The organism is Kiloniellales bacterium, from assembly GCA_030066685.1.
Lineage (GTDB): Bacteria > Pseudomonadota > Alphaproteobacteria > Kiloniellales > JAKSBE01 > JAKSBE01.
The window spans coordinates 16,204-34,064 of sequence record JASJBF010000022.1 but is presented as its reverse complement, the minus strand read 5'-3'; the positions used below and the strand labels follow the sequence as shown (position 1 = coordinate 34,064).

Here is a 17,861-nt window from a genome sequence, read left to right as displayed (position 1 = left end):
GCCGGCTAAGCTATGCGTTTTGGCCGCAGCATCAAGCAACGTTAGCGTGACAAGAACATTGCGGTTTTGAATCAGGATGGGCTCGGCTATTCGGCCGCTTGATCCCGATCCTCGGCGACCACGTCGAGCAAGGTTTCGAACTTGTTTCTCAGGTGACGTTTCAAGATCCGGCCGAGCTTTTCGGCGTCTCGGGCATCCAGGGCGGCCATCATCTCCTCGTGCTCGGCCACGGCCTGACGCCAGCGGCTCTCGGAGAGATTGGCCGCGAAGCGGGCGCGTTGGACCTGGCCGCGCAGGCGACCATAGAGCTCGGCCAGCATCTGGTTGTCCGCCGCCGCCAGGATCGCCTCGTGGATCGCCTGGTTCAGGGCGAAGTAGTCGTTGAGCCGCCCGGCCCGGTGATGCCCGACCATGCGCTCGTGCAGTCGTCGGATCGCTGCGACCTCGGCATCGGTGATGCGGGCGCAGGCCAGCTCACCGCCCAGCGCTTCCAGGGCGCCCATCACCTGGAAGGCCTCGCGCAGGCCCGCCGCGCTGATCCGCGAGACGGCGGCGCCGCGGTTCGGCAGCAGGTCGATGAGCCCTTCCGTGGCCAGGACCTTGAGCGCCTCGCGCAGCGGCGTCCGCGAGATCCCGAAGCGCTCGCAGAGCACGCGCTCCGGGATCCGCTCTCCGGGCCGCAGCTCTCCCTTCAGGATCATGTCGCGCAGCCGGCCGACGACCTCGTCGTGCAGGCTGCGGCGCTCGATCCGCTCGGCGTGCCCGGGCGTCGTGGTCGTGCCTTGCCGTGGCGAGCCGCTACCGCGTGCCATGATCGCGCTCCTGCTCGGTCTCCAGGGCCGCCGCCAGGACTTGCGCCGCGTGCAGCGCGCCGCGGCCGCTGCCGTCGCGGATCTGCTGCCGGCAGCTGGTGCCGTCGGCGACGACGATCTCCCCCGGGCCGGCGCGGCGCACGGCCGGCAGCAGGCTCAGCTCGGCCATTCGCCGGGAGGCCTCGAAGTGCTCGGCCTCGTAGCCGAAGGACCCGGCCATGCCGCAGCAACTCGAGGCTATGGGCGTTACCTCCAGCCCGGGCACCAGCTTCAGGCAGCGTTCCACGTCGGTCATCACGGCGAAGGCCTTCTGGTGACAGTGGCCGTGGAGCAGGGCCTGTTTCCGACCCTGATCGCGCAGCGGCAGACGCAGGCGTCCGGCGTCCTGCTCCTTGACCAGAAAGGTCTCCAGGAGGCTTGCCGCGGCGGCCACCGCCGCGGCCTCGTCCCCCGGCAGCAGCGCCGGGATCTCGTCCTTCAGAGTGAAGAGGCAGGACGGCTCCAGCCCGAGGATCGGCTTGCCGGCCAGGGCGTCGGGCAGCATCGCTTTGATCAGACGACGGGCCTCGGCCTTGGCCTCTTCGACCAGGCCGGCGGCGAGGAAGGTCCGCCCGCAGCACAGCGGCCGACCGCCGGCCGCGGGGCGGGGGACCTCGACCCGATAGCCGCCGGCCTGAAGGAGCCTGAGGGCGGCCCGGGCGTTCTCGGGCTCGAAGTAGGTGTTGAAGGTGTCGGCGAAAAGCAGGACCTCTCTGCCCTCCTTCGGCGCTCCCGCTTCGGCCTCGGAGGCGCGGAAGGCGTCGCGCCGCCAGCGGGGCAGGGGCCGCCGGGCGGAGAGCCCGAGCAGCCGCTCGCTCAAGGCGGCGGCACCCGGCAGCCGGTCGCGCAGGTTCATGAGCGGCGACAGGCGGGCGGCCCAGGGGGCATAGCGGGGCAGGTAGGCGATCAGCCGTTCGCGCGGGCTCGGCGCCTCGCTCCGGCGTTGCTGCGCCAGGACCTCGAGCTTCATCCGGGCCATGTCGACGCCGGTCGGGCACTCCCGCTTGCAGGCCTTGCAGGAGACGCAGAGCGCCAGGGTCTCCTTCATCTCGGGGCTGGATAGCGCCTCTGGGCCGAGCTGGCCGGTGAGCGCAAGGCGCAGGGAGTTGGCTCGGCCGCGGGTCACGTGCTGCTCGTCGCGGGTGACCCGGTAGGACGGGCACATGACCCCCGGATCGGCCTTCCGGCAGGCACCGTTGTTGTTGCACATCTCGACCGCACCGAGGAAGCCGCCCCAGTCCGACCAGTCCAGCACTGCCTCGAAGGGCTGACCCTCGTAGTCGGGGCCGAAGCGGAACAGGCTGCGGTCGTCCATCTTCGGCGGGCGGACGATCTTGCCCGGGTTAAAGAGGCCTTGGGGGTCGAAGCTGTCCTTCAGGTCCTCGAAGGCGGTCACGATCTCGCGCCCGAACATGGCCTCGTGGAACTCCGAGCGGACCAGGCCGTCGCCGTGCTCGCCGGAGTGCGAGCCCTTGTAGGCCCGCACCATCTCGAAGGCTTCCTCGGCGATGGCGCGCAGCTTGCGGACCTCGATCTCCTGCTTGAGGTTGAGGATCGGCCGCACGTGCAGGCAGCCGACCGAGGCGTGGGCGTACCAGGTGCCGCTGGTGCCGTGGCGGGCGAAGACACCGTTCAGGCGGTCGGTGTACTCGGCCAGTTCATCCAGCGGAACCGCGCAGTCCTCGATGAAGGAGATCGGCTTCCCGTCGCCCTTCATCGACATCATGATGTTGAGCCCGGCCTTGCGCACTTCCCAGATCTCGCGCTGCGCCTCGGCCTCGGTTACCGGCACCACGGCCCCGGGGAATCCCAGTTCGCCGAGCAGGGCCTCCAGCTCCCCGAGCCGGGCAAGCTGCCGGGCGCGGTCGTCGCCGGCGAACTCGACCAGCAGCAGGCTGTCGGGCTCGCCCTTGACCGTGCGCGCGATCACCTCGCGGAACAGCGGGATGTCGCGGGACAGCTCGATCATCTTGCGGTCGACCAGCTCGACCGCGCTTGGCTCCAGCTCGACGATGTGCCGGGTCGCGGCCATAGCGTCGTAGAAGCGCGGAAAGTGGCAGACGCCCAGGACTCGGTTCCGCGGGATCTCGTGCAGCCCCAGGGTCAGCTTGGTGAAAAAGGCGAGGGTCCCTTCGGAGCCGACGAGGAGCTGGGCCATGTTGCCGGGTCCGTCCAGCAGGCGGTCCAGGTTGTAGCCGCCGACCCGGCGCTGCAGCTTGGGAAAGCGCGCCTCCATGGCCGCCGCGGCGCCCTCGGCAATGCTGCGCGCGCGCACCGCGAGGGGATCGCCGGACGGCACCCCGGCGAGGGTGCCGAAGTCGTGCTGCGTGCCGTCGGAAAGCACGGCCGAGATCGCCCTCACGTTGTCGACCATCTTGCCGTAGCGGATCGAGCGCGCGCCGCAGCTGTTGTTGCCGGCCATGCCGCCCAGGGTGGCCCGGCTGCCGGTCGAGATGTCGACCGCGAAGTGCAGGCCCTCGGGCCGCAGACTCGCGTTCAGGCGGTCCAGCACCAGGCCCGGCTCGACCGTGACCTCCCGCTTTTCCGGGTCGAAGTCCAGGATCCGGTTCAGGTGCTTGGAGGTGTCCAGCACCAGGCAGCGGCCGACGGTCTGGCCGCACTGCGAGGTGCCGCCGCCGCGCGGCAGCAGCGGAAGGCCTTCCTCCCGGGCGATCTCGATCGCCGCCAGGACGTCGGCCTCGGTCTTGGGGACCACCACGCCGATCGGCTCGATCTGGTAGTGCGAGGCGTCGGTGGCGTAGCGGCCGCGGCTGAAGGCGTCGAAGAGCACCTCGCCCTCCAGCGCAGCGCGCAGCCGCGCCGCCAGTCCCGGATCGCCGATCCGGTTCCGGTTCGGCTTGCGCGGCGCGCTGCCGAGCGCGGCGGTCATCGCCGCGGACCCGCGCGACCGGGCGCGCCGCTCGGCCGGGGCTGCCCGCAGGTGCGATCGCTTCGATCGAGCATACCGGTGCTTTGACACATCTGCATTTTGAATGCAATATGCAATTTATTCGACAGCTCGCTTCCCCAAGGGGACCCTAGAAGCGGAGGCAGATCGAGGCGCCATGAGCTACCGAGCCGGACGACACTTTCTCCAGATACCGGGCCCGACCAACGTGCCCGACCGCGTCCTGCGGGCCATGGACCTGCCGACCATCGACCACCGCGGGGCGGAGTTCGCCGATCTGGCCGTCGAGGTGCTCGCCGGCCTGCGCACCGTCTTCGGCACGACCGGTGCCGCCGTCGTCTTCCCCTCGTCGGGGACGGGCGCCTGGGAGGCCGCGCTGGTCAATACGCTCTCCGCCGGCGACCGGGTGCTGATGTTCGAGACCGGGCATTTCGCCTCGCTGTGGCGCGAGATGGCCGGCCGCCTGGGCCTCAAGGTCGACTTCGTACCCGGCGATTGGCGCCGCGGCGTCGACCCGGAGGAGGTCGAGGCGCGGCTCAAGGCCGATCCGGACGGCGGGATCAAGGCGGTCTGCATCGTCCACAACGAGACCTCGACCGGGGTGGCCACCCGGGTCGACGCGGTCCGCGAGGCCATGAACCGCAGCGGCCATCCGGCTCTGCTGATGGTCGACACGATCTCCTCGCTCGGCTCGATCGAGTACCGCCACGACGACTGGGGGGTCGATGTCACGGTGGGCTGCTCGCAGAAGGGCTTGATGCTGCCGCCGGGCCTGGGCTTCAACGCGATCGGCGCCAAGGCCCTCAACGCCTCCGAGACCGCCGGCCTGCCCCGGTCCTATTGGAGCTGGGCGGCGATGCTCGGCCCCAACGAGAAGGGCTTTTTTCCCTACACCCCGGCCACCAATCTGCTCTACGGCCTGCGTGAGGCTCTGGCCATGCTGCAAGAGGAGGGCCTGGACAAGGTCTTCGCCCGGCACCGCCGCCATGCCCAGGCGACCCGCGCCGCGGTCCGCGCCTGGGAGCTGGAATTGCTCTGCGCGGAGCCGCGGGAGTACAGCGACAGCCTGACCGCGGTCCTGGTGCCGAAGGGCGAGGACGCCGACCGGCTCCGCAAGATCGCCCTTGACCGCTTCGACATGTCGCTCGGCACCGGGCTGGGCAAGCTCGCCGGCCGGGTCTTCAGGATCGGGCATCTGGGCGACTTCAACGACCTGATGCTGGCCGGGACCCTGGCCGGTGTCGAAATGGCGCTGGCGCTCTCCGGAATCCCCTTCCAGAAGGGCGGCGTGCAGGCGGCGCTCGATTTCCTGAGTGAAGCCCAGCGTTCCGACGTATCCTTCGCCAAGACGGGTTAGGACCCGGGACGCAGGGTCTCAAACCTCGGGACCCTGGACCCATTCACCGTTTTCTCGACAAGCAAGAACAAGAAAAGCAAATCCGCCTAGGGAGGCAAAAAATGAAAAGGATCGCACTGTCACTGCTGCTGGCGGCCTGGGGGCTCGCCGTCACCGGGGCTTCGGCCCAGGAGCTCGAGCTCAAGTTCGGCCACGTCGGCGCGCCGGGTTCGCTCTTCGCCATCTCGGCCGAGGAGTTCGCCAAGCAGGCCAACGCCAAGCTCGGCGACAAGGCCAAGGTCACCGTCTTCGGCTCCAGCCAGCTCGGCAAGGACAAGGAGCTGCTGCAGAAGCTCAAGCTCGGTACGGTCAACTTCGCCCTGCCGTCGACCGTGATGTCGACCGTGGCCGACGAGTTCGGCCTCTTCGAGATGCCCTACCTGGTCAAGGACCGGGCGCACATGGCGAAGATCGAGAAGGAGATCTTCTGGAAGCGTCTGGCGCCGGCCGCCGAGGCCCGGGGCTACAAGATCATCGCGGTCTGGGAGAACGGCTTCCGCCACGTTACCAACAACCTGCGGCCGATCGCCAAGCCCGAGGATCTGAAGGGCATCAAGCTGCGCACGCCGAAGGGCACCTGGCGGGTCAAAATGTTCCAGGCCTACGGCGCCAACCCGACGCCGATGTCCTTCTCGGAGGTCTTCACCGCGTTGCAGACCGGGGTGATCGACGGCCAGGAGAACCCCTTCGCGCAGATCTACAGCGCCAAGTTCCAGGAAGTGCAGAAGTACCTCTCGCTGACCGGCCACGTCTACACGCCGGCCTATGTGACCGTCGGGTCCAAGGCCTGGGACAAGCTGCCGGAGGACGTGCGCAAGACCCTGGAGGAGACCGCTAAGGAGACCCAGGCCTTCGTCTACGACACCGCGGCGCGCCTGGAGAAGGACTTGCTGGAGAAGCTGCGCGGCGGCGGCATCAAGGTCAACGAGGCGGACAAGGCCGCCTTTATCGCCGCCAGCCAGGACATCTACGCGGAGTACGCCGAGTCGGTGCCGGGCGGCCAGCAACTGGTCGACACGGCCATCGGCCTGGGCAAGTAGGCCCTTTCGCGAAGCCCCCCGCAGCCGGTCTGCGGGGGGCTTTCCTTGCGCCAGGGGAGGCAGGGCGAGGTTGCCATGGCAGGGTTCGGCCGAGCCTATGGGCGGCTGCTCGAAGCCGTCGTCATCTTCCTCATGGTGGCGCTGACCGCGGTCGTCGTCTTCGCCGTGATCAGCCGCAAGGCCGGGGCCTCGCTGTCCTGGTACGATGAAGTCGCCTCGATCCAGCTCGCCTGGCTGACCTACTACGGCGCCGCCCTGGCGGCATACAAGCGCGCCCACATCGGCTTTCCCGGCCTGCTGGAGGCACTGCCCATCGGGCCGCGCCTGGCGCTCTTCTGGTTCGGCGAGCTGGCGGTCGCCGCCTTCTTCGTCCTGCTGGCCTGGGTCGGTATGACGGTGCTTGAGGCGCTCGAGGGCGACACCCTGGTCAGCCTGCCCTGGGTGCCCGTCCAGTTCACCCAGTCGGTGATCCCGATCGGCGCTGCCCTCTTCCTCCTCGGCCAGTTGATCAGCCTGCCGGAGCAGCTGCGCCGGGTCCGCGCCGGCCGCCTGCTGCACGAGGGCGAAGCGGCGGAGGAGGGGTCGTGATCCTGCTCCTGATGCTGCTCGCCTTGATGACGCTGATCCTGATCAACGTGCCGATCGCGGTCGCCCTGGCGATCGTCGCCGTCGGCGCCATGGTCGCGACCCAGGGCCTCGACATCCTGCCCAACGTCGCCCTGGTCATGTATGACGGGGCGACCAAGTTTCCACTGCTGGCGATCCCGATGTTCGTCCTGGCCGGCGCGATCATGAACGCCTCCGGGATCTCGCAGCGGCTGATCGCCTTCGCCTCGGCCCTGGTCGGCTTCGTGCGGGGCGGCCTGGCCATGGTCAACATCGCGGTCTCGATGTTTTTCGCCGAGATCTCGGGCTCTGCCGTGGCGGACGTGGCGGCGACCGGCTCGGTCCTGATCCCGGCGATGAAGCGGCGCGGCTATCCGCGCGCCTTTGCCGCCGCGGTGACCTCCTCCTCGGCGACCCTGGCGGTGATCATCCCGCCCTCGATCCCGATGATCCTCTACGGCGTGATGTCCGACAGCTCGATCGTGCAGCTCTTCGTCGCCGGGATCATCCCGGGCGTCCTGGGCGGCCTGGGCATGATGATCGTGTCCTACCTCATGGCCCGGCGCCTGGGCTGGCCGGTCGAGGAGGTCTTCCAGGTCTCCCGGCTCTGGCTGACCTTCAAGGAGGCCGCCTGGGCGCTGCTGCTGCCGGTGATCATCCTGGGCGGCATCTTCGGCGGTTTCGTCACCGCGACCGAGGGCGGCGGCATCGCCGTGGTCGCCGCGCTCTTCATCGGCGCGGTGATCTACCGCGACCTCGACTGGCCCTTTCTGCGCAGCGCGATCATCGACGGCGGCCTGCAGACCGCGGTGGTCATGCTGCTGGTCGCCGCCTCGGCCCTGGTCGGGGTCTACCTGACCGAGCTGCAGATGCCGCAGAAGCTGGCCGCTGCGATCCTGGAGCTGACCGACAACCGCTACGTGGTCCTGGCCCTGCTGAACGTCTTCTTCCTGGTGATCGGCTTGTTTCTGCATTCCGCGGCGGCGATCATCCTGGTCGTGCCGGTGGTCATCCCGCTGATCACGGCGGTCGGGATCGACCCGATCCACTTCGGCCTGATCGTCACCCTGAACCTGGGCATCGGCCAGCAGACTCCGCCCGTAGCCAGCGTCCTGATCACCGCCTGCTCGATCGCCAAGGCCGACGTCTGGGAGGTCTCGAAGGTCAACGTCCAGTTCATCACGGTGCTGTTCCTGGTCCTGATGATCGTGACCTATGTCCCGGCCATCCCCATGAGCCTGGTCGAGTATTTCTATCGCTGAAGAGCCTTTGGCCGGAGGGTCTTGAGATGATGCATGAACAGATAACCTTGCAGCGGCGCGACGCCGTCGCGACCGTGGTGCTCGACCGGCCGGAGAAGCTCAACGCCATGACCAAGCCGATGTGGCAGCGGCTGGGCGAGGTCTTCCGCGAGCTGGCTGGAGACGGGAGCCTGCGCTGCGTGGTGCTGCGCGGCGCCGGCGGGCGCGCCTTCAGCCCCGGCAACGACATCGGTGAGTTCGAGACCGAGCGCTCCGACGTCGCGCAGGCCCGGGCCTACGGCGCGATCATGCATGCGACCCTGGGCGCGATCCGCGACTGCCCGGTGCCAGTGGTCGCCATGATCCAGGGCATCTGCGTCGGCGGCGGCCTGGAGATCGCGGCGCTCGCGGATCTGCGGATCTGCGGCCGCTCCAGCCGCTTCGGCGTGCCGATCAACCGCCTGGGCCTGGTCATGGCCTATCCCGAGATCGAGGGCCTGTTGGCCCTGGTCGGCCCGGCGGTCGCCAAGGAGCTACTCTTCGAGGCCCGGATCCTCGGCGCCGAGGAGGCCCTGGCCAAGGGCCTGGTCAACCGGGTGGTCGCGGACGATGCGGTCGAAGCCGAGGCCGAGGCGACGGCCGCGCGCATCGCCGCCGGGGCGCCCCTGGTCAACCGCTGGCACAAGGCCTTCATCCGGCGCCTGGCGCGCGGGGCGCCCCTGACCGAGGCCGAGCTCGACGAGGGCTTCGCCTGCTTCGGCACCGAGGACTTCCGGACCGGCTACAAGGCCTTCCTCGCCAAGGCCAAGCCCGACTTCAAGGGGCGCTGAGATGGCCAACGAGAGCGGTGGGGAGCCGACCGGTCCCCTGGCCGGGATCAAGGTGATCGAGCTGGCCCACATCATGGCCGGCCCGGTTTGCGGCCTGATGCTCGCCGACCTCGGCGCCGAGGTGATCAAGGTCGAGAAGGTGCCGGGCGGCGACGACACCCGGCGCACCCTGCCGCCCGACATCGGCGGGGAATCTGCGGCCTTCATGATGATGAACCGCAACAAGCGGGGCATCGCCGTCGACCTCAAGACCGCGGCCGGGCAGGCCGTGGTCCGCCGCCTGATCCTCCAGTCCGACGTGGTGGTCGAGAACTACCGAAGCGGCACCATGGAGCGCTTCGGCCTCGGCTACGAGGCGCTGAGCCTCGAGAACCCGGGCCTGATCTACTGTTCGCTCTCCGGCTTCGGGCGCAGCGGCCCTTACGTCGAGCGGGCCGGCTTCGACCTCATCGCCCAGGGGATGAGCGGCCTGATGAGCATCACCGGCGAGGGCCCCGGGCGGCCGCCGGTCAAGGTCGGCGCGCCGGTCACCGACATCACGGCCGGGATCCTGGGCGCTCTGGGCGTCGCCGCCGCCTATGCCCGGCGGCTGCAGACGGGGCGGGGGCAGCAGGTCGACACCTCGCTCTTCGAGGCCGGGATCGTGCAGACCTACTGGCAGTCGGCGATGTGCTTCGCCACCGGCGAGCCGCCCGGCCCGATGGGTTCGGCACATCCGCTGAACGCGCCCTACGAGGCCTTCGAGACCGCCGACGGCTGGATCACGGTCGGGGCCGCCAACCAGGCCAACTGGGAGCGGCTGACGGAGGTCCTGGGTGAGCCGGCGCTGGCCGCCGATCCGCGCTTCGCGGACAACCGCGCGCGCATGGCCCATCGGCAAGAGCTTGCGGCGCGCCTGGCCGGGCATTTCCGGACCCGGGCCTCGGCGGACTGGCTGGCGGCCCTGGACGCCGCCGGCGTCCCGGCCGGGCCGGTGCAGTCGATCGCCGAGATGCAGGCCGATCCTCAAGCCCTCGCCCGGGGCATGGTGACCGAGGCCGAGCACAGCCGCCTGGGGCCGGTGCGGACTCTCGGCACGCCGGTCAAGTTCTCCGGCACCCCGGGCGGCCTGCGCCGCGGCGCGCCGCTCTACGGCGAGCACAGCCGCGCGGTACTGGCCGAGCACGGCTGGTCGGAGTCGGAGATCGAGGGCCTGATCGTCGCCGGCGTGGTGGTCGCGGCGGCGGAGCTCCACTGAAGGGCCGGCGGGCTCAGCCCGCCGGATTGCGCAGCTGCACGCCGAGGACGTCGTCGAGGATGAACTCGATGCCTCGCGCCTCGAAGGCGGTTCTCAGCCGGCTCAGGGTATCGGTTTCGTGAGGTAGGCGGTCGTTCTCGAAGCGGGTGATCAAGGAGGGCGAGACCCCGGTCCGGTCGGCGAGCTGACGCACGGTCATCTGCAGCGCGGCCCGGGCCATGCGGCATTGCTCGGGGGTGATCGGTATCTTGTCCGCCCGATAGCGCAGCGACTCGTCCTTGGGTCGCTGGGGCATCCGCGCCGGCCGCGGCCGCGGCTTGAAGCCAGAGATGCTCGAACGCGCCGTCATGTCGTCATCCCCCTTGTCTCTCCTCACGGCCGCCTGCGCCTGCCGCGACCGCTGCACCACGCGACTGCCGTCACGAGCATATCACGGATCGTCTTCTTAACACCGGCCCGTCGACTTGCTTCCCGGAGATTTGTGATTCCTTCATCATCCACTCGCGTCCTGCGGCCGGGCTCCCGGATCCGGGCCCAGATCACGCTGTCCTGACGTTGCGAGAAGAGCAGAATTCGGGAGTCGGCAGGCCTCGGCCATGACCCAGGTCAAGGGCCCGACGGCAGAACGGACCCGGTCGGGCGGATTCCCAGCCTCGGCATCCCCGGGTTCTCTCCGATCGGGGTCATAGCAACCAAACCAAGCCCAGCGATTCCGCGTATAAGTTTGTGGATAAACAAGACCTGCAGAGAAATGCCCGAGCCGCTGCAGCGACCGCCTTGTGGCTTTTCTGGGCCGGTCACGAAGCTTTGACCGGTGATAGACACACGCAAGTTGGAACAAAACGGCCGGTCGCCGCGTATAACAAGCAAGAGACGTTATATCCGATCGCGAGAGGACGTGCAGGACAGCAAAGCCAGTTGAAAAGTTCCGGATATGTTCCCATATGTAGGTCACTTCCGAAAAAGGAGCGACGGCGTTGAAGTGCCTCTGGGGACCCCTCGGCAAGTAAGAGGTGTGTCCGGACGGGGTAACGGCGAGGAGCCCCGCGTATAGTGCGGGGAAGGAGATGAACTTGAGACAGGCGAGCATTCCGACCAGTTACATGCACGAGATCCGCAGGTTTCCGATCCTCAGCGTGGAAGAGGAGCGGGACCTGGCGCGGCGCTGGCGCGACGAGCGCGACCCGGCGGCCGCCCGCCTCCTGGCCGGCGCCCACCTGCGCTACGTTGTTAAGGTTGCCCGCGGGTTCACCGGCTATGGTTTGCCGCTCGGCGATCTCATCGCCGAAGGTAACCTGGGTCTGATGCAGGCCATGGACCGCTTCGATCCGGATCGCGGCAACCGCTTCGTGACCTATGCCACCTGGTGGATACGGGCGGCGATCCAGGACTACGTGCTGCGCAGCTACATGCCGGTTCGCGCGGTCACCACGGCGGACCGTAAGAAGCTCTTCTTCAACCTTCGCCGCCTCAAGGCCCGTGACGTCGAAACCTACGGCAACCGGATGTCGCCCGAGCAGGCCCAGGCCATCGCCGAGGAATTGGGCGTCTCCCGGGACGACGTCGTCGACATGGACCAATACCTCGAGGCTGGCGAGCACTCGCTCAACGCCAAGCTCAACGCCGAATCCGGCGAGGAATGGCAGGAATTCCTGACCGACGAGTCCCCCGACCAGGAAGACCTGGTGGTCGAGGCCGACCAACTGGTCAAGCGTCGGGCGTTGATGGAGCAGGCTATGGGCGATCTCAGTGAGCGCGAGCGGGTGATCTTCCGGGAGCGGCGCTTGGCCGAGGAGCCGCCGACGCTGGAGAGCCTGGCCCAAAAGTTCGGCGTCTCGCGCGAGCGGATCCGGCAGATCGAGGTCCGCGCCTTCGAGAAGGTTCGCAGCGCCATGACCACGGCGGAGCGCGAGAAGGTTTTGGCCTGAGCGCGGAAGGCGGTCACGACCTATAGCGGAAGAAGAGGCTTGCAGGGAGTCGCTCTTCCACTTCTTGAAGTTCTACCCTCGCTCGCTGTGGCAATCTGATCACGGGCCCCGTTGTGCGGTGCATCGCTGCGCTGGATCTTTTGCCGTCACCGGGTCCCCGGCATAGAGAGCGCCTCAGCGCGGGCCATTTTCCGCTCGCCTTGCCGCACGACGGACTATCGATCGGCACGCATGCCTCCGCCGACCTTGACAGAGGTGAAAGGCTTTCCGGTTCCTGCAGATAAGGCGCCCTAGAGCACGATGATATGAGGTTGAAGCAACCTCATATCTGAATCGTGCTCTGATCTGTTGAAGTAGAGCGGGATTCAGATTTGAAGTCGATTCGACTTCAAATCATCCCGCTCTAGGCGCCAAGCTTCAGAAGCGCATGGAGAAGCTGAGAACGCCGGCCATGTCGGTGACGTCCTGATCGTCCTCGTCGGTGAAGGTGAAGAACATCGCGTGGGCGCCGGCCGACATATCCGGTGTAATCGCGTAGCGCAGCCCGCTCTGCAGCGTTCCCAGGGTGTCGACCTCCTCTTGATTGGGCGCATCGGCCAGTAAGGAATAGGTATAGGCCAGTCCGAAGGCCCAGGGGCCCTCGTTGAAGGTTGCCGCGAGGTCCCAGGCCAGAGTATTGCCGATCTCGAAGGGCTTGATCTCGGCGCCCATCGAGCCGCGGACCTCGAACCCGCCGATTCCGAGATTGGCGCCGAGCCTTAGCAGCTTTTCTTCATTGGAGAGATTGACGTCCGACCGGACCGGGAGCTTGTAACGGCCATAGTCGCCGGTGACCGCGAGGTCGATCGGGCCCAAGTTCTGCGAGAGGCCGGCCGCCACCCGGCTGCGCCGCCTCGAGGAGGACGACTTGCTGCTGAAGCTTCGCCTCTGCAGCCCCTCCCCGGCGCGGGGGACCCCGCCGGACTGTGGTCCGGGACTTAGGATCAAGGGCGTGAACCCGGGTGCCAGGACGATATCCGGACGGCCGTCGGTCGGATCCTCGGGGTAGGCGTTATGGTGGTAGAGCGTCACACCGTTCCACGACAGAGCGGCGCCGGGCCCGAGCTGCAGGCTATGACCGCCCAGCGGCTCGGGGACGGTTTGCCCGTCGGCCGCCCCGAGGCGCGCGCCGGGCTGACCGGTGGAGGCCGGCTCGCCGTAGCCGGGAGGCATCAGAGACTCGATTTCGCTTGCCTCGGACGGCCCGGCGCCCGATCCGATTAGCAGCACGGGCAGGACCAGCGCCCAGGCTGGCCGGCAAAGGTTCGGATCGAGGCGTGTCGCTTTCGGCCGGGCCGGGCCGGAGGCAGGACGCAGCCTAGCGTCCCTGGCTGGCGTGGCGCTCAGGAGTCCGTACCAGGCTTTTCGTCGGTCGGACTGCATATGTTAACCTTACTTTATAAAATTTCCTCTCAATACTCTGAAATATAATCATTCCGGATCGATTTTTCCAGTTTTTCTTCTGACCGGGAAAGCCCCGCGATCCGGCCCCTATGAGACACCGTCCCCGGTTATGATCGGGTAAACGCCTGTGCCCGCCGGTCCTGCCGGAGGCCGCAAGGTCGCCCCCGACGCGGACGGCCGGCAGGTTCGACTCCAGAGGCTCGGGGCGCCAAGGCCCGGCAAGGGGTGCCCAGCCCACCGCGAACGAGGCCCCTGGCATCTCCTTTCGATAGACTGGGATAGTCGATGAGATTTGTTTAAAAATCAGTATTTTATACTTGTTTTACAAGGCCGGGCCTAAGCTCCTCGGCGATCTGCCGGGGCGCGTCCCGGGCAGACCGTCTCAGGCCGCTGCGCCTCCGGCCCGAAAAGGCAGGGGTGTGGGCTTGGACGCCGCCAGGTATGGCGAAAGCGGCTTGTTCGTGGTCACCGTCGCCGAAAGGCCCGATGATCGAGCCACGTTTCCGATGGACTCTGAAGCGTTCCAGCGACGGGTCGCCGGCCAGGATTTCCTGGGGGGCGACCCGTCGGCCTGACCAGGCCTTCGCGCCGGCGGAACCGGTGGCTCCGCGGGGGGACGCCCCCACGGCCGGGCGTCGGAGAGGCCCGGATCCCGCGCTTCCCCGCGCGAAACGGAAGCTCGAACCTCCCTCAGGGAAAACCCCTTATCCCCTTCCGCCAAAACTGCTTTTAACGGTTTGGAAGGAGAGCTCCGGTAATCGGGATCTATGAATAGCGAGCTTGATACTTGGGTGGCCGCGGAGCGCCTGATCGCCGAGCACGGCGGGGCCGCCGAGCGCAAGGTGAGGGAGCGGGTGCGCGAGCTCACCGCGCTGGGCGACCACGAGGCCGCAACGTCCTGGGAACTGGTCCGAGAGACGATCCGGGAGTTGCGGCGCAGTGCGGCGGTGCGCAACTGACGCCGAAGACCCACGCTGCATAGGCAGGGGGGCTGAGCCGAGCCTTCGGACCCGCGAGCGGGTCCGGCCGGCGCCTCGTCCTCAGCGGCTGGTCCGCAGGGCCTTGATCGCCATGCCCAAAGCCATGGGCGAGGCGCTGGGGCCGGTCGGCGGGGCTGGGCCCTGGTCGCCTGCCGGGAGGCCTTCGCGGCGCGCCATGCGATAGAGCGCGTAGGTCCCCATCGCCAGGTGGACCAGCGTCAAGAACAGGAACAGCCCGTTGTGGCCGATCAGCCGCGGCGACATCATGAAGCCGGCGGCGAAGGGCCCGAGCCCGCTTCCGATCAGAAACAGCAAGGTCAGGCTGCCGCCGACGGCGCCGGTCTCGGCGCTGCCGAAGCGGTCGATGGCGTGTCCGATCGCCAGGGCGGCCAGGGATTGCGACAGGCCCCCGATCAGCCCGATGGCGACGAAGAAGCTGGGCTTGGAGAAGGCGGCGCCGCCCGGGATGTCCTCCAGCAGGAGGGCGACGAAGACCGCGCCGAAGCTGGCGACCGCCGCGGCAAAGCTGAGCGACACCATCACCCCCCGCCGGTCCAGGCGCCGCGACAGGCGCAGGATCGGCCATTGCAGCAGGACCCCGCCGCCCAGAAAGCTGCCGAGAAGCAGGCTGACGTCCAGGTCCGAGATCTGCACCACGCGGCCGTAGAGCCCGCCCATCCAGAACACGGCGCCGAAGGCACAGCCGCTGCCCAGGGCGACCACGGCGGCCAGCGGCGAGCCGCGGAAGAGGTGCCAAAGGCCGATGTGGATCAGCGGCGTGTCCTTGGGAGTCCGGCGCGCGCTGGCAAGGATCGGCACCAGGGCCAGCGAGGTGATCACCGCCGCCAGGCTGAAGAGCTGGAAGCCGGCCGGGTCCCCGAGCAGAATCAAGGCCTGGCCGAGCAGGAGCGCGCTGTGTCCGGCGGTCAGATAGACCGGTAGCAGGCGCGCCCGGGCGGCACCCGGCGCGTGGTCGCTGAGCCAGTGCTCGGCGATCATCAATAGGCCGCCGTAGCCGAAGCCGACGACCACCCGCATCGCGCCCCAGATTGCCGGGTGCGCGAAGCTCGCCTGGGCGAGCAGGGCGCAGGTCGCCAGCGAGGTCAGGACCGCGAAGAGCGGGCCATGGCCCATGCGCGGCAGCAGCTTGGGCACGATTGCGATCCCGGCGATCAAGCCGACCGGATAGCCGGACATGATCAGCCCGGTCACCTCGGTCGAGAAGCCCTCGATCCCGGCCCGCACCCCCAGAAGGCTAGCTTGGAGGCCCAGGGACAGCGCCAGCAGTGTCAGCCCTGCCATGATGCCCCAAGCCGCCAGCATGCCCGCTTCCCCTTTCGCTCTGCTGCTGGCTTTGTATCCAGAAATCCGGACGACGCCAGGAGAATCTCCGGCGTATCGGGTGCCAGAGCCGGCGCAGGTCTCGGCGCCGGCCGGCCGGTGCCGTTGATCGCGGCTTGCCAGCGGCCGGGGATCGCCCTTTATTTGCAGGGCTGGGCTGCGGCGCAGCGAAGTCCTGTCCTGCCGAGAGGTTTGACCTTGCCGACCCTGCTCATCACCGGCGCCAATCGGGGCATCGGGCTCGCACTGCTTCGCGGCTTCGCCGCCGACGGTTGGCGAATCCACGCCTGCTGCCGACAGCCCGACAAGGCCGGAGACCTGAAAGCGGTGGCGGGCGAGATCCGCCTGCACCGGGTCGACGTGACGGACGGCCTGCGGGTCGCCAGCCTGGCGCGCGAACTGGCCGACGAAGCGATCGACCTGCTGATCAACAATGCCGGCATCTATGGCCCGCGCACGGGATTCGGAGAGACCGACTACGACGACTGGCTGAAGGTGCTGGCGGTCAACACCCTGGCCCCCTTGCGCCTGGTCGAGCGCTTCGTCGAGCACGTCGGCCGCAGCGACCGCAAGCTGGTGGTCAACGTCTCCAGCCGCATGGGCTCGATCTCGCAGAACGCGGGCGGCGCCTATATCTATCGCTCGTCCAAGGCGGCGCTCAACGCCGTTACCAAGGGGCTCTCGGCGGACCTGGCGGCGCGCGGCATTACCGTGGTGGCGGTGCACCCGGGCTGGGTCCAGACCGACATGGGCGGGGCGGGTGCCGACATCTCCGCGGATACCAGCGCCGCCGGCCTGCGTCGGGTCATCGAGGGGCTGAGCGCCGAGGACAGCGGGCGCTTCTTCAACCACGACGGCGAGGAGATCCCATGGTGAGCTTGACCGAAGCGCCGCCGATCGAAGGGAGGACGGCGTGATCCTGAGCGAAGAGCAGCAGCTGATCCGGGACACCGCGCGCAGTTTCGCCCAGAGCGAGCTGCTTCCCAAGGCGGCGGAATGGGACCGCGACTCCCGCTTCCCCGCGGAGGCCATCACCGAGATGGGCCGGCTCGGCTTCCTCGGAATGCTGGTGCCGGAGGAATGGGACGGCGCCGGGGCCGACAGCGTCTCTTACGCCCTGGCGCTGATCGAGATCGCCGCCGGCGACGGCTCCTGCTCGACCATCATGAGCGTGCACAACTCGGTCGCCTGCATGCCGATCCTCGGCTACGGCAGCCAGGAGCAGAAGGAGCGCTTCCTGCGGCCCCTGGCGCGCGGCGAGATGCTCGGCGCCTTCTGCCTGACCGAGCCCCAGGCCGGCTCCGACGCCAGCGCGATCAAGACACGGGCCCGGCGTGACGGCAACCGCTGGATCCTCTCGGGCGTGAAGCAGTTCATCACCTCGGGTCAGAACGCCGACTTGGCGATCGTCTTCGCGGTGACAGATCCCGAAAAGGGCAGCAAGGGGATCTCGGCCTTCGTCGTGCCGACCGAGACAGCGGGCTACCGCGTCGCCAGCGTCGAGAAGAAGCTCGGCCAGCGGGCCTCGGACACCTGCCAGATCGTTCTCGAGGATCTGGAGCTGACCCCGGATCTGATGCTGGGCGAGGAAGGCGAGGGCTACAAGATCGCCCTGGCCAATCTCGAGGGCGGGCGCATCGGCATCGCCGCCCAGTCCCTCGGCATGGCCCGCGCCGCCTACGAGGCCGCCCTGGCCTACGCCAAGGAACGGGAGGCTTTCGGCAAGCCGATCGCCCAGCAGCAGGCCGTGGCCTTCCGCCTGGCCGACATGGCGACCCAGCTGCGCGCCGCCGAGCTGATGGTGCTCGACGCCGCGGCCCTGCGCGACGCCGGCCAGCCCTGCCTCAAGGAGGCCTGCATGGCCAAGCTGCTGGCCTCGGAGGCGGCGGAACGGATCTGCTCCGACGCCATCCAGATCCACGGCGGCTACGGGTACCTCGCCGATTTCCCGGTGGAACGGATCTATCGTGACGTCCGGGTCTGCCAGATCTACGAGGGAACCTCGGACATCCAGCGCCTTGTCATCGGCCGGCAGATCCTGGCGGGGTAAGGCCCGGGGC

At 68.3% G+C, this 17,861-nt stretch carries 15 protein-coding genes; 10 read left to right on the top strand and 5 right to left on the bottom strand.

The features are described from left to right. Positions 1-86: 86 nt before the first annotated feature. Together QNJ30_13715 and QNJ30_13710 are read right to left on the bottom strand one after the other, a co-directional pair. Complete coding sequence (locus QNJ30_13715) at positions 87-812, bottom strand: GntR family transcriptional regulator (GenBank protein ID MDJ0944520.1); 726 nt, start codon at positions 810-812, stop codon at positions 87-89. After that, positions 799-3,741 carry an FAD-linked oxidase C-terminal domain-containing protein gene (locus tag QNJ30_13710; GenBank protein MDJ0944519.1) on the bottom strand — a complete coding sequence of 981 codons (2,943 nt, stop codon included), beginning with the start codon at positions 3,739-3,741 and terminating at the stop codon, positions 799-801. The genes QNJ30_13715 and QNJ30_13710 overlap by 14 nt, the downstream gene beginning before the upstream one ends. Positions 3,742-3,916: 175 nt before the next feature. Here QNJ30_13710 and QNJ30_13705 point away from each other — a divergent pair, with 175 nt between their 5' ends. The 6 genes from QNJ30_13705 (at position 3,917) to QNJ30_13680 (ending at position 10,109) form a co-directional block, all read left to right on the top strand. Continuing rightward, positions 3,917-5,116: an aminotransferase class V-fold PLP-dependent enzyme gene (locus tag QNJ30_13705; GenBank protein ID MDJ0944518.1), complete on the top strand. Its 1,200-nt coding sequence runs from the start codon at positions 3,917-3,919 to the stop codon at positions 5,114-5,116. 101 nt (positions 5,117-5,217) lie between these two features. Further along, on the top strand, positions 5,218-6,195 hold the full coding sequence (locus QNJ30_13700; protein ID MDJ0944517.1) for a TRAP transporter substrate-binding protein: 978 nt from the start codon (positions 5,218-5,220) through the stop codon (positions 6,193-6,195). Between the two features lie 75 nt (positions 6,196-6,270). Next, a complete protein-coding gene (locus tag QNJ30_13695; protein MDJ0944516.1) occupies positions 6,271-6,783 on the top strand; it encodes a TRAP transporter small permease subunit in 513 nt (170 codons plus the stop codon). After that, positions 6,780-8,063: a TRAP transporter large permease gene (locus QNJ30_13690; protein MDJ0944515.1), complete on the top strand. Its 1,284-nt coding sequence runs from the start codon at positions 6,780-6,782 to the stop codon at positions 8,061-8,063. The genes QNJ30_13695 and QNJ30_13690 overlap by 4 nt, the downstream gene beginning before the upstream one ends. Before the next feature lie 29 nt (positions 8,064-8,092). After that, positions 8,093-8,872 (top strand): enoyl-CoA hydratase-related protein, encoded by a 780-nt coding sequence (locus tag QNJ30_13685; protein MDJ0944514.1) that lies wholly within the window; start codon positions 8,093-8,095, stop codon positions 8,870-8,872. 1 nt (position 8,873) lies between these two features. Next, positions 8,874-10,109, top strand: a complete 1,236-nt coding sequence (locus QNJ30_13680) for a CoA transferase (GenBank protein ID MDJ0944513.1) — start codon at positions 8,874-8,876, stop codon at positions 10,107-10,109. Between the two features lie 13 nt (positions 10,110-10,122). Here QNJ30_13680 and QNJ30_13675 read toward each other — a convergent pair whose 3' ends face one another. After that, positions 10,123-10,458: a helix-turn-helix domain-containing protein gene (locus tag QNJ30_13675; protein MDJ0944512.1), complete on the bottom strand. Its 336-nt coding sequence runs from the start codon at positions 10,456-10,458 to the stop codon at positions 10,123-10,125. 754 nt (positions 10,459-11,212) lie between these two features. Here QNJ30_13675 and QNJ30_13670 point away from each other — a divergent pair. Then, entirely contained in the window at positions 11,213-12,037 is an 825-nt protein-coding gene (locus QNJ30_13670) for an RNA polymerase factor sigma-32 (protein MDJ0944511.1), read from the top strand. A gap of 417 nt (positions 12,038-12,454) precedes the next feature. On the opposite strand, the gene QNJ30_13665 is transcribed toward QNJ30_13670, so the two are convergent. Next, complete coding sequence (locus QNJ30_13665; protein MDJ0944510.1) at positions 12,455-13,249, bottom strand: hypothetical protein; 795 nt, start codon at positions 13,247-13,249, stop codon at positions 12,455-12,457. A 998-nt stretch (positions 13,250-14,247) separates the two neighbouring features. On the opposite strand from QNJ30_13665, the gene QNJ30_13660 reads away from it, so the two are divergent. After that, entirely contained in the window at positions 14,248-14,439 is a 192-nt protein-coding gene (locus QNJ30_13660; protein ID MDJ0944509.1) for a hypothetical protein, read from the top strand. An 81-nt stretch (positions 14,440-14,520) separates the two neighbouring features. Here QNJ30_13660 and QNJ30_13655 read toward each other — a convergent pair whose 3' ends face one another. Beyond that, positions 14,521-15,783, bottom strand: a complete 1,263-nt coding sequence (locus QNJ30_13655) for a hypothetical protein (protein ID MDJ0944508.1) — start codon at positions 15,781-15,783, stop codon at positions 14,521-14,523. A gap of 216 nt (positions 15,784-15,999) precedes the next feature. On the opposite strand from QNJ30_13655, the gene QNJ30_13650 reads away from it, so the two are divergent. Together QNJ30_13650 and QNJ30_13645 are read left to right on the top strand one after the other, a co-directional pair. Next, positions 16,000-16,677, top strand: coding sequence for an SDR family oxidoreductase (locus QNJ30_13650; GenBank protein ID MDJ0944507.1), 678 nt, complete (start codon positions 16,000-16,002; stop codon positions 16,675-16,677). Positions 16,678-16,714: 37 nt separating this feature from the next. Further along, on the top strand, positions 16,715-17,851 hold the full coding sequence (locus QNJ30_13645) for an acyl-CoA dehydrogenase family protein (GenBank protein ID MDJ0944506.1): 1,137 nt from the start codon (positions 16,715-16,717) through the stop codon (positions 17,849-17,851). The last annotated feature ends 10 nt before the right edge of the window (positions 17,852-17,861 follow it).